At 67.8% G+C, this 13,372-nt stretch carries 13 protein-coding genes; 7 read left to right on the forward strand and 6 right to left on the reverse strand.

Annotated elements, in window-relative coordinates:
• Window positions 1–771, forward strand: a 771-nt coding sequence (locus AC3WQZ_RS29290) for an AraC family transcriptional regulator (RefSeq protein ID WP_492294462.1), incomplete at its 5' end; no start/stop codon positions are given.
• 18 nt (window positions 772–789) lie between these two features.
• Here the strand turns inward: AC3WQZ_RS29290 and AC3WQZ_RS29295 are convergent.
• The 3 genes from AC3WQZ_RS29295 to AC3WQZ_RS29305 form a co-directional block, all read right to left on the reverse strand.
• Window positions 790–2,037, reverse strand: a complete 1,248-nt coding sequence (locus AC3WQZ_RS29295; protein WP_011614335.1) for a M20 aminoacylase family protein — start codon at window positions 2,035–2,037, stop codon at window positions 790–792.
• A gap of 269 nt (window positions 2,038–2,306) precedes the next feature.
• Window positions 2,307–3,155, reverse strand: coding sequence for a fumarylacetoacetate hydrolase family protein (locus tag AC3WQZ_RS29300; protein WP_492301749.1), 849 nt, complete (start codon window positions 3,153–3,155; stop codon window positions 2,307–2,309).
• Between the two features lie 25 nt (window positions 3,156–3,180).
• Window positions 3,181–4,056 carry a GntR family transcriptional regulator gene (locus tag AC3WQZ_RS29305; RefSeq protein WP_492301750.1) on the reverse strand — a complete coding sequence of 292 codons (876 nt, stop codon included), beginning with the start codon at window positions 4,054–4,056 and terminating at the stop codon, window positions 3,181–3,183.
• A 41-nt stretch (window positions 4,057–4,097) separates the two neighbouring features.
• Here AC3WQZ_RS29305 and AC3WQZ_RS29310 point away from each other — a divergent pair, with 41 nt between their 5' ends.
• From AC3WQZ_RS29310 to gstA, 5 genes are all read left to right on the forward strand, one after another.
• Window positions 4,098–5,396 carry an MFS transporter gene (locus tag AC3WQZ_RS29310; protein ID WP_010811437.1) on the forward strand — a complete coding sequence of 433 codons (1,299 nt, stop codon included), beginning with the start codon at window positions 4,098–4,100 and terminating at the stop codon, window positions 5,394–5,396.
• 89 nt (window positions 5,397–5,485) lie between these two features.
• On the forward strand, window positions 5,486–6,214 hold the full coding sequence (locus AC3WQZ_RS29315) for a maleate cis-trans isomerase family protein (RefSeq protein ID WP_340528437.1): 729 nt from the start codon (window positions 5,486–5,488) through the stop codon (window positions 6,212–6,214).
• 4 nt (window positions 6,215–6,218) lie between these two features.
• The gene (gene hydA / locus AC3WQZ_RS29320) at window positions 6,219–7,640 is read left to right on the forward strand and encodes a dihydropyrimidinase (RefSeq protein ID WP_010811435.1); all 1,422 of its coding nucleotides are present in this window, start codon (window positions 6,219–6,221) and stop codon (window positions 7,638–7,640) included.
• Between the two features lie 73 nt (window positions 7,641–7,713).
• Complete coding sequence (locus tag AC3WQZ_RS29325) at window positions 7,714–8,451, forward strand: aspartate/glutamate racemase family protein (RefSeq protein WP_492301752.1); 738 nt, start codon at window positions 7,714–7,716, stop codon at window positions 8,449–8,451.
• A gap of 133 nt (window positions 8,452–8,584) precedes the next feature.
• The gene (gstA, locus tag AC3WQZ_RS29330) at window positions 8,585–9,211 is read left to right on the forward strand and encodes a glutathione transferase GstA (protein ID WP_010811433.1); all 627 of its coding nucleotides are present in this window, start codon (window positions 8,585–8,587) and stop codon (window positions 9,209–9,211) included.
• Window positions 9,212–9,237: 26 nt separating this feature from the next.
• Here the strand turns inward: gstA and AC3WQZ_RS29335 are convergent, their stop codons facing one another.
• Entirely contained in the window at window positions 9,238–9,846 is a 609-nt protein-coding gene (locus AC3WQZ_RS29335) for a glutathione peroxidase (protein WP_492301753.1), read from the reverse strand.
• Window positions 9,847–9,928: 82 nt separating this feature from the next.
• Window positions 9,929–11,419 (reverse strand): MDR family MFS transporter, encoded by a 1,491-nt coding sequence (locus AC3WQZ_RS29340; protein WP_010811431.1) that lies wholly within the window; start codon window positions 11,417–11,419, stop codon window positions 9,929–9,931.
• Between the two features lie 323 nt (window positions 11,420–11,742).
• Between AC3WQZ_RS29340 and AC3WQZ_RS29345 the strand changes: the two genes are divergently transcribed.
• A complete protein-coding gene (locus AC3WQZ_RS29345) occupies window positions 11,743–12,780 on the forward strand; it encodes a Rieske 2Fe-2S domain-containing protein (protein ID WP_492301754.1) in 1,038 nt (345 codons plus the stop codon).
• Window positions 12,781–12,851: 71 nt separating this feature from the next.
• Here AC3WQZ_RS29345 and AC3WQZ_RS29350 read toward each other — a convergent pair whose 3' ends face one another.
• Window positions 12,852–13,292, reverse strand: coding sequence for a CBS domain-containing protein (locus AC3WQZ_RS29350; protein ID WP_010811429.1), 441 nt, complete (start codon window positions 13,290–13,292; stop codon window positions 12,852–12,854).
• Between the last annotated feature and the right edge of the window lie 80 nt (window positions 13,293–13,372).

A 13,372-nucleotide genomic window follows, 5' to 3' on the forward strand; every position in this document is an offset into this window, starting at 1 on the left:
ACCTACGCCGATCCCCCGCCCTACGTCCGCTTCGACCGCAGCCCCCTGCCCGTCACCGCCATGGCCGCCGACTACCTGCCCGGCCACGTGACCAACCCGCACCAGCATCCGCACGCGCAGCTGATCCACGCGGTGCACGGCGTGATGGTGGTGGCCACCACCGAAGGCCAGTGGATCGTGCCGCCCACGCGCGGCATGTGGATGCCGGGCGGCACCACGCACTGGATCCGCATGGTCGGCCGGGTGCAGATGCGCACCGCCTATATCCGCCCCGATGCCGCGCCCGACCTGCCGCAGCGCTGCACTGTGCTGGGCATCTCCGCGCTGCTGCGCGAGCTGATCCTGGCGGCGATCGACATACCCCTGCCCTACGCTCCCGGCACGCGCGGCGCGCGGCTGATGCGGCTGCTGCTCGATGAAGTGATGCTGGTGCCGTCGCTGCCGCTGCACCTGCCGCGCCCGGCCGATGACAGCCTGCGGCAGATCTGCGATGCCATCACCGGCGCGCCCGATACGGCGCTGACGCTGGCGGACTGGGGTTCACGGCTGGGGCTGGACCCCAAGACCATCCAGCGCCGCTTTGCGCGCGAAACCGGGATGACCTTCGGGCAATGGCGCCAGCAGGCGCGCCTGCTGGCGGCGCTGGAGAAGCTGGCCGCCGGCAGCAAGGTGGTGGATGTGGCGCTGGACCTGGGCTATGACAGCCCGAGCGCGTTTGCGACCATGTTCAGGCGGCAGTTCGGCGTGCCGCCAAGCGCGTTCTTCCGCTGAGCGGGGGCGCCATGGCGGTCAGCTCGCGAGGTATCGCTCCACCAGCCGCGTCCAGTAGGCCGCGCCGACGGTCAGGTTCTCGTCGTTGAAGTCGTAGCCGGCGTTGTGCAGCAGCGGCTGGTTGGCGCCGTTGCCCAGCCGCACGAAGCAGCCCGGGCGCTGCTGCAGGAAGTAGGCAAAGTCCTCGCTGCCGGCGATGCGCGCGGCCTGGTCCACCACCTTGCCGGCACCGACCAGCTCCTCGGCCACCTGGCGCGCGAACTCGGTCTCGCGCTCGCTGTTGACCAGCACCGGGTAGCCGCGCACATAGTCGACCTCGGCCACCGCGCCGTAGCCTTCGGCGTGCGACGTGGCCAGCTGGCGGATGCGGTTCTCCACCGATGCGCGCACCTCGGGGTTGAACGAGCGCACGCTGATCTCCATGCGCGCATTGTCCGGGATCACATTGGGCGCGTGGCCGGCGTGCAGCGTGCCGATCGTCACCACCGCGGTCTCGTTCGGGTCGACATAGCGCGCGACCACCGACTGCAGCGCCATCACCAGGCTGCCTGCCACCAGGATCGGGTCGACCGACTGGTGCGGGCGCGCGGCGTGGCCGCCCTTGCCGCGGATGGTGATGGTGACCGTGTCGCATGCCGCCATGAAGGGGCCCGAGCGGAACAGGAAGGTGCCCTGCTCCACGCCCGGATGGTTGTGCAGCCCGAAGATCGCATCGCAGGGAAAACGCTCGAACAGCCCGTCGGCCAGCATGCGCTCGGCGCCGCCGCCCGCGCCGATTTCCTCGGCCGGCTGGAAGATCAGGTGCACGGTGCCGTCAAAGTTGCGCGTGCGCGCCAGCTGCTTTGCCGCGCCGAGCAGGATCGCGGTATGGCCGTCGTGGCCGCAGGCGTGCATGCGGCCGGCATTGACGCTGGCGTACGGCAGTGCGGTGCGTTCGTGGATCGGCAAGGCGTCCATGTCGGCGCGGATGCCCACGCTGTGCCCGCTGTCACCGCAGCGCAAGGTGCCCACCACCCCGGTGCCGCCCACGCCGCGCGTGACCGTATAGCCCCACGTCTCCAGCAGGCTGGCGACCAGGCCCGAAGTGCGGACCTCGTCGAAGGCGAGTTCGGGATGCTGGTGGATATTGCGCCGGATGACTTCAAGTTCGGCGCGGCTGTCCAGGGTGTCGGCCAGCGCGCAGTACCGGTGCTTGAGTGGTGACGTGGGGGACGCCGTGAGGGTGGTGCCGAGATAGGACTCGATTTCGGGGGCGTGCTCAGACATGGTGTTTTGCTCTCTGGCGAAACCTGTACAACCAGTATTTCACGCAGAAAACGCGAGCGAAACGCCAAGCGTGCGAATTCCTGTAAAACCATGTAATCGGGCCCGTTTCAGCACCGGAACTGTTGCCCTAATCGTACGCTTTGTATGGAAACCAAACGCTTTGTGTAAAAGCGTATCGATGGGGAACCATTGCGGACCGCGTATTAGCCCGCGGCAGTGCTGCCGGCATGCGTCACCCCGAAGGGTGACGCGATGCCACTGCCCTGCCCTCAGAGTTCGCCGTAGGGCACCACCTGCTGCGTCTGCTCGCCCAGCCCGTCCACGCCCAGGCGCATGGTGTCGCCGGCCTTCAGGAAGCGCGGCGGCTTCAAACCCATGCCCACGCCCGGCGGCGTGCCGGTCGCGATCAGGTCGCCCGGCAGCAGCGTCATGAAGCGGCTGACATAGCTGACCACGGTGGCCACGTCGAAGACCATGGTGGCGGTGCTGCCCTTCTGCACGCGCTCGCCGTTGACCTCCAGCCACAGGCCCAGCGCCTGCGGGTCCTGCACTTCGTCGCGCGTCACCAGCCACGGGCCGGCCGGGCAGAAGGTGTCGCAGCCTTTGCCCTTGTCCCAGGTGCCGCCGCGCTCGATCTGGAACTCGCGCTCGGACACGTCATTGACCACGCAGTAGCCGGCCACGTGGTTCAGCGCCGCTTCGCGCGAGACATTGCGCGCGGTGCTGCCGATGACCACGCCCAGCTCCACTTCCCAGTCGGTCTTTTCCGAGCCGAGCGGCAGCATCACCACGTCGTTGGGACCATTCAGCGAGCTGTTGGCCTTCAGGAACACGATCGGCTCGGCCGGCAGCGGCATGCCGGCCTCGGCGGCGTGGTCGGCATAGTTCAGGCCGATCGCCACGATCTTGCCGACGCCGCTCCAGGGCACGCCAAAGCGTGCGCCCTCGATCACCGGGAGCGACGCGGGGTCCACCTGCGCCAGCCGCGCCAGCGCCGCCGGCGCCAGCTGCAACGCGCCGATATCGGCCACCACGCCGGACAGGTCGCGCACGCGGCCTTGCGCATCGATCATGCCCGGGCGCTCGGCGCCGGGGTTGCCTACTCGAACCAGTTTCATCGTCGTCGTTATCTTCAGGGGTTGTTCAGGCGGACTTCTTGAGGGTGGCGCCGATTGCGCCGGTTGCGCCGGCCTCGGCCAGGGTCTGCGCCACCACGCTCAGGACTTCCCTGGCGGTGTTCTCGGAGTGGGCGCGCAGCACCTGCGCCAGGCGCGGCCGGCCGGGCTCGCGCAGCGCGGCCATGATGGCCTCGTGTTCCTCATGCGACTCCTGCCAGCGGAGGGTATCGGCATTGGCTGCACCGCGCGCGCGGTGCACCTTGCTCATCAGCGTGGCATAGACGCCGGCCAGCACCGGATTGGCGGCGCCGTCGATGATCAGCTGGTGGATTTCCTGGTTGATGCGGAAATAGTCGGTGCGCCGGCCCGCCGCATGCGCATCGATCATGGCCTGGTGGCGCCGCTCCAGCTTGGCCATGGCGGCCGCACCCAGGCGCTGCGCGGCCAGTTCGCCCGCCAGCGCCTCGAGCCCGTGCAGGGTCTCGAAGGTGGCGCGCAGCTCCTCCAGGTCCAGCGGCGCCACGCGATAGCCGATGTACTGCCGGTGCAGCACCAGCCCCTCGGACACCAGCACCTTCAGCGCCTCGCGCAGCGGCGTCTTGGAGACATCGAAGGTCTCGCAGAAGGCCCGTTCATCGATCCTCGCGCCGGGCGGCAGTTCGCCCTCTTCGATCATGGTGCGCAGCCGGGCGGCGATTTCGGCCGACATGCCGAGCGTGCGCAGGCGCGTGGTTTGGGAAAGCGTTTGTGTCACAGACGTCACCAGATTGGGGAAATGCACCACGACAAGGCTACCACATACCAAAATTGTGCATGCGCAACATCGCAAAATCAATGACTTACACGCGTTGTAATTACAGATTACGTATCCTATACTCCGGCCTGTTGCGCAAAACGCCAACAGAACTGCCTCACCCAAGGACTAAAACAGGAGACGCCGTCATGCAGACGACAAGCCGGGCGACAGTGGTCACGGAGGCCAAGACCTCCGTTCGCTGGAAGATTTTTTTGATGATGCTGTTCCTCATCGCGATCAACTACATCGATCGCGCCTCACTGTCAGTGGCGATGCCGCTGATCGCCAAGGAGTTCGACCTCAGCCCCACCATGCAGGGCCTGATCCTCAGCTCGTTCTTCTGGACCTATGCGCTGATGCAGGTGCCGGGCGGCATGCTGGCCGACAAGTACAAGCCGCGCATCGTGATCGCCTGCGCCACCGTGTTCTGGGGCATTGCCCAGGCCGTGGCGGCCTTCACCACCAACGCCACCGCGCTGCTGCTGACCCGGCTCGGCCTGGGCGCGGCCGAAGCGCCGATCTACCCGGCCGGCGGCAAGCTCAACGCGATCTGGATGACCCAGAACGAACGCGGCCGCGGCGCCACCCTGCTTGACGGCGGCGCGCCGCTGGGCGCCGCGCTCGGCGCCATCATCATCACGTGGCTGATCGCCACGCTGGGTTCGTGGCGCCTGGCCTTTATCGTTGCCGGCGTCGGCACCGTGCTGGCCGGCGTGCTGGCCTGGTACTACGTGCGCAACTCCCCGCGCGAGCACCGCGGCGTGAACGAACTGGAAGCCCGCTACATCGAGGAAGCCCAGGCCAATGAACACCGCGCCGAGCCGGCCAACCTGTCGGGCCGTTCGCTGGACTTCTTCAAGTACCGCTCGGTGTGGTGCATGGCGATCGGCTGGATGTGCTTCAACACCGTGTTCTACGGCCTGCTGACCTGGATGCCCAACTACCTGAACAAGGTGCACGGCTTCGACATCAAGCAGATGGGCGGCGCCAGCTTCATCATCTTCTTCAGCGGCTTCGTGGGCGAACTGATCGGCGGCTGGATCGCCGACAAGTGGAAGGAAGCCGGCGGCCGGCCCAATGTGGTGATGCGCACGCTGTTCGGCATTGCCGCGGTGGTGGCCACGGTCTCGATCTTCTCGGTGGCCTACGTCACCGACCCGATCGTGGTGGTCGTGCTGCTGTCGTCGACGCTGTTCTTCCTGCGCTGGTGCGGCCTGTTCTGGTGCGTTCCGTCGATGCTCGGCACCCGCAACAAGATCGGCTTCCTGGGCGGCGTGATGAACCTGGGCGGCAATATCGGTGGCATCACGGTGCCCATCATCGTCGGCATGATCGTGCAGTTCACCGGCTCGTACTTCCTGGCGCTGATGTTCTTCGCCGCGGCTGGCGTCGGCCTGCTGCTGGCTTCCACCGCCATCGACTACGAGACCAAGATCCCGGTCTGAAGACCCGTCGGATCACCGAACTCCGAAAAACCCGCGAAAGGGCCGGCAATGTCCCGGCCCTCGCAACCACTCCTGAGACAAAAAGCAAAATGACCAAGCAAATCCGCCTCGGCATGCTGACGCCGTCTTCCAACACTGCGCTCGAACCCATCACCAGCGCGATGGTTGCCGGCCTGCCCAACGTCAGCGCGCATTTCTCGCGCTTCACCGTGACCGAGATCTCGCTGCGCGACCAGGCCCTGGGCCAGTTCAACCTGGACAAGATCCTGGCCGCCGCCAGCCTGCTGGCCGATGCCCGCGTCGATGTCATCGCCTGGAACGGCACGTCTTCCGGCTGGCTCGGCTTCGACAAGGATGAGGCGCTGTGCCAGCAGATCACCGAAGCCACCGGCATCCCGGCCACCACCTCGGTGCTTGCGCTCAACGAGATCCTGGAAAAGACCGGCGCGCGCAACTTCGGCCTGGCCACGCCGTACCTGGACGACGTGCAGCAGCGCATCATCGCCAACTACGAGCGCAGCGGCTTTCACTGCGTGGCGGAGAGCCACCTGGACCTGCATGTGAACTACAGCTTCGCCGAGGTCGAGGAAGACACCATCCGCGAGATGGTGCGCGGCCTGGCCCAGCACCAGCCGCAGGCCATCACCACCTTCTGCACCAACCTGCGCGCCGCGCACCTGGCCGAAGAACTTGAAGCCGAAACCGGCATTCCGCTGTACGACACCATCTCCACCGTGGTGTGGAAGTCGCTGCGCCTGTGCGGCGTGGACACGCGCGAGCTGCGCGGCTGGGGCCGCCTGTTCCGCGAAGTGGAGTAAGCCGATGTCCGCTCACGACAGCCTTGACCTGGTGATCCGGCGCGCGGACGTGGTCACTGCGTCCGACCGCTTCCGCTGCGATATCGGCGTGCGCAACGGGCAGATCGTCGCGCTCGGCCACGCGCTGCCGCAAGGCGCGCGCGAGATCGATGCCGATGGCCTGCTGGCGCTGCCCGGCGGCGTCGATGGCCATTGCCACCTCGACCAGCCCATGCCCGACGGCCTGCGCATGGCCGACGACTTCTTCACCGGCACGCGCGCCGCGGTGTGCGGCGGCACCACCACCGTGATCCCGTTTGCCGCGCAGGAGAAGGGCGCTTCGCTCAAGGCTGCCGTGGCGGACTACCATCGCCGCGCGGAAGGCCGCGCGGTGATCGACTACGCCTTCCACCTGATCGTGGCAGACCCCACGCCGGCAGTGCTGGCCGATGAACTGCCGGCACTGATCCGCAAGGGCTACAGCTCGTTCAAGGTCTACATGACCTATGACGACCTGAAGCTGTCCGACCGCGAGATGCTGTCGGTGCTGGACGTCGCCAAGCAGAACGGCGCGCTGGTAATGGTGCATGCCGAGAACGCCGACTGCATCTCGTGGCTGACCGACAAGCTGGTCGGGGAAGGGCGCATCGCACCGCGCTTCCACGGCCTGGCACGTCCCGCCGCAGTGGAGCGCGAGGCCACGCACCGCGCCATCACCTTTGCCGAACTGGTCAACGTGCCGATCCTGATCGTGCATGTCTCGGGCAAGGAAGCGATCGAGCAGATCCGCTGGGCACAGGGCAGGGGGCTGCAGATCCTGGCCGAGACCTGCCCGCAGTACCTGTACCTGACCGCCGACGACATGGCCTTGCCCGGCGACGACGGCTACGAAGGCGCCAAGTGCGTGTGCAGCCCGCCGCCGCGCGACCCCGAGAACCAGGCCGCGGTCTGGCGCGCGCTGACCAATGGCGTGTTCAGCGTGTTCTCGTCAGACCATGCACCGTTCCGCTATGACGACCCGCAAGGCAAGCAGCCGGGCGGCGAGCGGCCTTCGTTCGAGCACATCCCCAACGGCGTGCCGGGCATCGAGACGCGCCTGCCGCTGCTGTTCGACGGCGTGGCGCGCGGCAAGCTGTCGCTGCACCAGTTCGTCGAGCTGACCTCATGGCGGCCGGCACGGCTGTATGGCCTGTATCCGCGCAAGGGCACCATCGCCATCGGCGCGGATGCGGACATCGTGCTGTGGGACCCGAACCAGCGCGTGCAGATCCGCAACAGCGCGCTGCACCACGCGGTGGACTACACGCCGTACGAAGGCATCGAAGTGACCGGCTGGCCGGTGCATTGCTTCTCGCGCGGCGAGATGCTGGTGCGCGATGGCCAGTACCAGGAACCCCAGGCCGGACGCGGGCAGTTCCTGCCGGCGGGCGCGCCGATGCTTGGTTGATGACCTGCGGACCTGAAGACTGAAGAGCTGTGCAGGTTTGCTGTTCTCGCTGTTCGACAAACACTATCTCCCCATGCAACTCCTGATCGTCAATCCCAATATCAGCGAATCCGTCACCGCGCTGATCGAAGCCGAGGCGCGCCGCACTGCCGCCTCCACCACCACGCTGAAGATGGCCACCGCCCAGTTCGGCGTGGCCTACATCGAAACTCGCTTCGAAGCATTGGTCGGCGGCTATGCCACCGCCTGCGCCGCCGCGGAACACGCCGGCCAGTTCGACGGCCTGGTGGTCGCCGCGTTCGGCGACCCCGGCCTGGCCGGCCTGAAAGAGCTGTTCGACGTCCCGGTCGTCGGCATGACCGAAGCCACGCTGGCCAGCGCCTGCCTGCTGGGGCAGCGCTTCTCCATCATCGCGATCTCGCACCGCATCCAGGCGTGGTACCGCGAATGCGTGGCGGCCAACGGCCTGTCGTCGCGGCTGGCCAGCGTGCGCTCGCTGCAGGAGCCGCTGCGCGATATCGGCAGCGTGCAGGAAGACCATGCCGCGCGGCTGGAGCAACTGGCCCTGCAGGCCATCGAGCAGGACGGTGCCGACGTGATCATCGTCGCCGGCGCGCCGCTGGCGGGACTGGCGCGCTCGCTGCAAGGGCGCATCCCGGTGCCGGTGGTGGATGGCGTGTCGAGCGCGGTGCGGCATTGCGAATCGCTGGTGGCCCTGCGCGCCGGCAGCGCCACGCAGGGCAGCTTCGCGCGGCCGCCGCGCAAGCCCAATGCCGGCCTGCCGCCGGCGCTGGCAAAGCTGCTCGACTGAGCGCAATCTAGCCGTGTGCAAATCTGCAATGCGCGTCCGCAAGGACGCGCATTGCTGCATAAGGGGGGCGATCCTAGACTGCCTGCACGGCCGCCGCATGGCGTGGCGGCCAGGCAACCACCACAGGATCGCAATGAAGCTCTACTACACTCCGGGCGTCTGCTCGATGGCCGTCCATATCGCCCTGCGCGAAGCCGGCCTGCCGGTCACGCTGGCCAAGGTCGACCTGCTCCGCCACAAGCTGGCCGAGCCTGAAAACGGCACCGACGACTACTACACCATCAACCCGCGCGGCTACGTGCCGCTGCTGCAGCTCGACGACGGCTCGCGCCATACCGAGGCGGCATCGCTGCTGCAATACATCGCCGACCTGGTGCCCGAACGCGCGCTGCTGCCCGCCGCCGGCACGCGCGAGCGGCTGGAAGCCACCGGCTGGATCACGCTGGTTTCAACGGAACTGCACAAGGTCTTCAGCCCGTGGCTGTGGCACAAGGAAACCGCGCAGAGCACGCAGGACGAGTGCAAGGCCAGGCTGCACCGGCGCTTTGCCGAACTCGACCAGCACCTGCAAACCCGCCATTACCTGATGGGCGACACGTTCACGGTGGCGGATGCTTACTGCTTCACCATCGTCGGCTGGGCCCGCATCCTGAAGCTGCCGCTCAACGACTACCCGGCGCTGCAGCAGTACCTGTCGCGCGTTGCGGCGCGGCCGGCGGTGCAGGAAGCGATGCGGGCCGAAGGGCTGGTGCGCGACTGAACCCGGCCGCGCGCGGAATCGCTCGCTCAGCGCTGCGCGCCGAGCAGCGATTCGATCTTCGCCACCAGTTCCTTGTCGTCCGGCCTGGTGCGGCTGCCATAGCTGGCCACCACCTGGCCATCGCGGCCGATCAGGTATTTGTAGAAATTCCACTTGGGCGTGGTGCCGGTTTGCTTTGCCAGCAGCGCGTACATCGGGTTGGCATCGCTGCCGCGCACATGCGACTTGCCGAGCATCGGGAACTTGACGCCGTAGGTGTTGTAGCAGAAGTCCGCGATCTCTTTCTGCGAGCCGGGCTCCTGCGAAAAGTCATTGGACGGGAAGCCCAGCACCACCAGCCCGCGCGCGCCGTACTTGGCGTACAGCGCCTCCAGGCCCTCGTACTGCGGCGTGAAGCCGCAATAGCTGGCGGTATTGACCACCAGCACCACCTTGCCGGCGTACTGGCACAGGTTCTGCGGCACATCGTCCTGCAGGCGCGGGAAGGTGAAGTTGAGCGAGGCGGGGCAGGCGCCCGCGGCAGGCGCCGCGGCGGGCTTGTCGGCGGCGCGCACCGGCACCGGCAGCAGGACGGTGCTGGCCGCCGCCAGGGTCAGGGCGGCAGCCAGGCTGGAAAGCAGGGGACGACGGATCATGGCGACGGGGCTCCGGTGGTCGGCTCGCTGTATCGGGTACGCGTAGTTTACGCCGATGGCGGCCTGACGGATGCCGCGCCGGTCAGTCCATCGCCAGCGTGGCCGCGTGTTCGGTGACGCTGCCGCGCAGCTCCAGGTCCGGCATGCGGCGCACGATCAGCAGCGCCAGCACCGCCGCCGCCGCGCCCGCGGCAAAGAGCAGGTGGAAGCCCGACTCCACGCCGCCCGCCAGCACCGCGCGCACAGACGGCGACAGCTGCGCAAAGGCCTCGCTGCCGTGGCGCAGCGCACCGAGGTCCAGCGCCTGCGTGACCCCCGACGCCGCCAGCGCATGGCGGAATTCCAGCGTCAGCAGCGTGCCGGCGAGCGCCCCGCCCAGCGCGCTGCCGAGCGAGCGCAGCACCAGCAGCGCGCCCGTGCCGGCGCCGGTGTCGCGGCGCTCCAGCGCGTTCTGCACGCTCATCAGCGTGGCCACCATGGTCATGCCCAGGCCCACGCCGGCCAGCGTCATCGCCGCCAGCACCACCGCCAGCGGCACCGCCGGCGTCACCAGCGCCAGTGCGATCAGCCCCAGCGCGCCGGCGATATAGCCGGCGCTCAGGATGCCGCGCATGCGGCCCACGCGCGGCGCCAGCCACGCGACGATAAAGTTGCCCGCCACGGTGGCCAGCAGGAACGGCATCACCAGCAGGCCGGAGGTCGATGCATCCGCGCCGCGGACCAGCTGGAAGTGCAGGGGCAGGGCGAAGATGCACAGGAAGATATCGAGCGCGGCCAGCGCCGAGGCGGCCACGCCCATCACATAGGCCCGGTTGGCAAACAGGCGCGGCGGCAGCATCGGGTCCGCGGCGCGGCGCTCCTGCCAGATCAGCAGGACCAGGGCCGCCACCGCGGCCAGGAGCAGGGCGCCCAGCTCTGGCGAGAGCCAGTCGTAGACGTCGCCGCCCCAGCTCATCGCCAGCAGGAAGGCGACGATGGCCACCGCCAGCAGCAGCGCCCCCAGCCAGTCCACGCGCGCACGCCCGCCACGCGGCGGCAGCATGGCCAGCCCGCGGTAGCACATGAACATCGCCAGCAGGCCCAGCGGTACGTTGACCCAGAACAGCCAGCGCCACGACATATGGTCAGAGACCCAGCCGCCCACCAGCGGCCCGGCGATCGACGCCACCGCCCACACCGTGGCCAGGTAGCCCTGGTAGCGCCCGCGCTGGCGCGGCGCCACCACATCGGCAATGGCTGCCTGCGCCAGCGACATCAGCCCGCCGCCGCCCACGCCCTGCAGCGCGCGGAACAGGATCAGCTGACCCAGCGTCTGCGCCAGCGCGCATGCCACCGAGGCTCCGATAAACAGCGTGATCGCCACCATCAGCAGGCGCCGCCGGCCAAAGCTGTCCGACAGCTTGCCGTACAGCGGCGTGGTCACCGTCGACACGATCAGGTACGCCGTCACGATCCATGACAGGTGGCTGAAGCCGTTCAGGTCATTGGCGATCGCCGGCACCGCCGGGATCACCACGGTCTGGTCGAGCGCGGCCAGCAGGATGCACAGCACGATGCCGCCGATCACCCGCATCACGGCGCGATGGTCGTGGGCGGGCAGGGCCGGCGTGGTGTCCCGGGCGGATGCGGCAGAAGAGGGTGAAGACATGGACAGGCACGAGACCGCAGCGATGTGCGGTGAAAGCTACGTCAAATGCAGGGAATATCGGCCGGGAACCGCGCAATAGGGGGCGTGACGCCGTCGCGGGTGGCCTAATTCAGCGAACGCATAATTATATGCGGCCAGCAAGTATCGCGCTCGTGACCCAGATGTCTGGCACGTCACTTGCGTGACAAGGATCAGGCACGATGGTCGATGCAAGATCACATCGCCACTACCGAAGGTAAGATTTCGTCATGACCGAGACCCCACGACACGAAGCAGGTCAGGCCGCCGATGCGGCCGGGCCCGAACTGGGCCAGTGGCACCCCGTGCTGGCCATCGAACAGGCCGATGGCGACGGCCCCTTCGCCGCCCGGCTCTTTGGCCGCGCGCTGGTGCTGTGGCGCAATGCCGACGGCTGGCACGCCTGGGACGACCGCTGTCCGCACCGCGGCGCCGCTTTCACGCTGGGCGCCGTGCACGATGGCCTGCTGCATTGCGGCTATCACGGCTGGCGCTTTGCCTCGGGCGGCCGCTGCACGCGCTATCCCGCCCACCCGGAACTGGTGCCTGCGCCGCGCGCCTGCGCCACCACGCACGCGGTGCGCGAGGGCTACGGGCTGTTATGGGTACGCCTTGGCGGCGACGGCACCGAGGCCGTGCCCGAACTGCCGTCCTTCCCCGAGTACCACGACGCCGAATGCCGCCGCGTGGTCTGCGGCCCCTACGACGTTGCCACCTCGGCGCCACGGCTGGTGGAGAACTTCCTCGACATGGCGCACTTCGGCTATGTCCATGACGGCTACCTGGGTGACCCGGCGCACACCGAAGTGCCGCCCTATGAAGTGGAAGCCATCGGCGATGCGCGCAAGCCCGACGCGCTGCGCACCATCGGCTGCCGCGCCTGGCAGCCGCGCGCGCACGCCAGCGCCGCCGGCGGAGCCATGGTCGAGTATGAATACCGCGTGGTTGCGCCCTACGCCGCGATCCTGACCAAGGTGCCCGACCTTGGCGACAACCATCGCGGCGCCATCGCGCTGTTTATCGGCCCGCGGGACGAGGAATCGAGCCGCGTGTGGTTCGTGATGTCACTGGTGACAGACGATGACGACGCCAGCCTGCGCGAATTCCAGGACACCATCTTCCTGCAGGACAAGCCGATCGTGGAATCGCAGCCGCGCCGCCTGCCGTTGCGCACCGGCGTGGAGGTGCCCCAGCCGGCGGACAAGCTGGCAGGCGCGTACCGCCGCTACCTGGCGGCGCATGGGGTGAGGTTCGGCACGCTGGGCTAGCCGGCGGCCGCGCGCGGGAGAGTGGACGGGGCGGGTGCGTGCAATGCGACCAGCCCCCGAACACGACAGGCCTAGCGCCCGCCCCCGGTGATGTAATGCTCGAGCTGCTCGATGATGAACTGCTGCTCGGAGATGATGTCCTTGACCAGGTCGCCGATCGACAGCATGCCGATCAGCTCGTCGCCTTCCATCACTGGCAGGTGGCGCAGCCGGTGTCGGGTCATCAATGCCATGCATTCGTCGGTGGTCTGGCTGGCGCCGACATAGATCACTGCATTGGTCATGATGTCGCGAACCAGCGTCTCGCGCGAGGTGCGCTGCATCAGGATCACCTTGCGCGCATAGTCGCGCTCGCTCAGGATCCCCAGGATCTCGCCATGCTCGATCACCAGCAGCGCGCCGATGCCTTTCTCCGCCATCAGTTGCAGCGCGGTATAGACGGTCGCCGTGGGCGGGACGCTGTAAATGGCCTGACTCGGCTTGGACTCCAGAACCTGGCGTGCGGTTTTCATCACCAACTCCTTTTCCGTCGACAATGCAATGCGGCTGGCGGTGCCAATGCAATCAGAGTAGCAAAGTAACGCGCGCCGTT

The organism is Cupriavidus sp. FW305-26 (assembly GCF_058787975.1).

Bases quoted from the DNA above. Each gene is read 5' to 3' on its own strand.
- AC3WQZ_RS29295 (WP_011614335.1), bottom strand. From the start codon at position 2,037: ATGTCTGAGCACGCCCCCGAAATCGAGTCCTATCTCGGCACCACCCTC.
- AC3WQZ_RS29300 (WP_492301749.1), bottom strand. From the start codon at position 3,155: ATGAAACTGGTTCGAGTAGGCAACCCCGGCGCCGAGCGCCCGGGCATG.
- AC3WQZ_RS29310 (WP_010811437.1), top strand. From the start codon at position 4,098: ATGCAGACGACAAGCCGGGCGACAGTGGTCACGGAGGCCAAGACCTCC.
- AC3WQZ_RS29315 (WP_340528437.1), top strand. From the start codon at position 5,486: ATGACCAAGCAAATCCGCCTCGGCATGCTGACGCCGTCTTCCAACACT.
- hydA (WP_010811435.1), top strand. From the start codon at position 6,219: ATGTCCGCTCACGACAGCCTTGACCTGGTGATCCGGCGCGCGGACGTG.
- AC3WQZ_RS29325 (WP_492301752.1), top strand. From the start codon at position 7,714: ATGCAACTCCTGATCGTCAATCCCAATATCAGCGAATCCGTCACCGCG.
- gstA (WP_010811433.1), top strand. From the start codon at position 8,585: ATGAAGCTCTACTACACTCCGGGCGTCTGCTCGATGGCCGTCCATATC.
- AC3WQZ_RS29335 (WP_492301753.1), bottom strand. From the start codon at position 9,846: ATGATCCGTCGTCCCCTGCTTTCCAGCCTGGCTGCCGCCCTGACCCTG.
- AC3WQZ_RS29340 (WP_010811431.1), bottom strand. From the start codon at position 11,419: ATGCGGGTGATCGGCGGCATCGTGCTGTGCATCCTGCTGGCCGCGCTC.
- AC3WQZ_RS29345 (WP_492301754.1), top strand. From the start codon at position 11,743: ATGACCGAGACCCCACGACACGAAGCAGGTCAGGCCGCCGATGCGGCC.
- AC3WQZ_RS29350 (WP_010811429.1), bottom strand. From the start codon at position 13,292: ATGAAAACCGCACGCCAGGTTCTGGAGTCCAAGCCGAGTCAGGCCATT.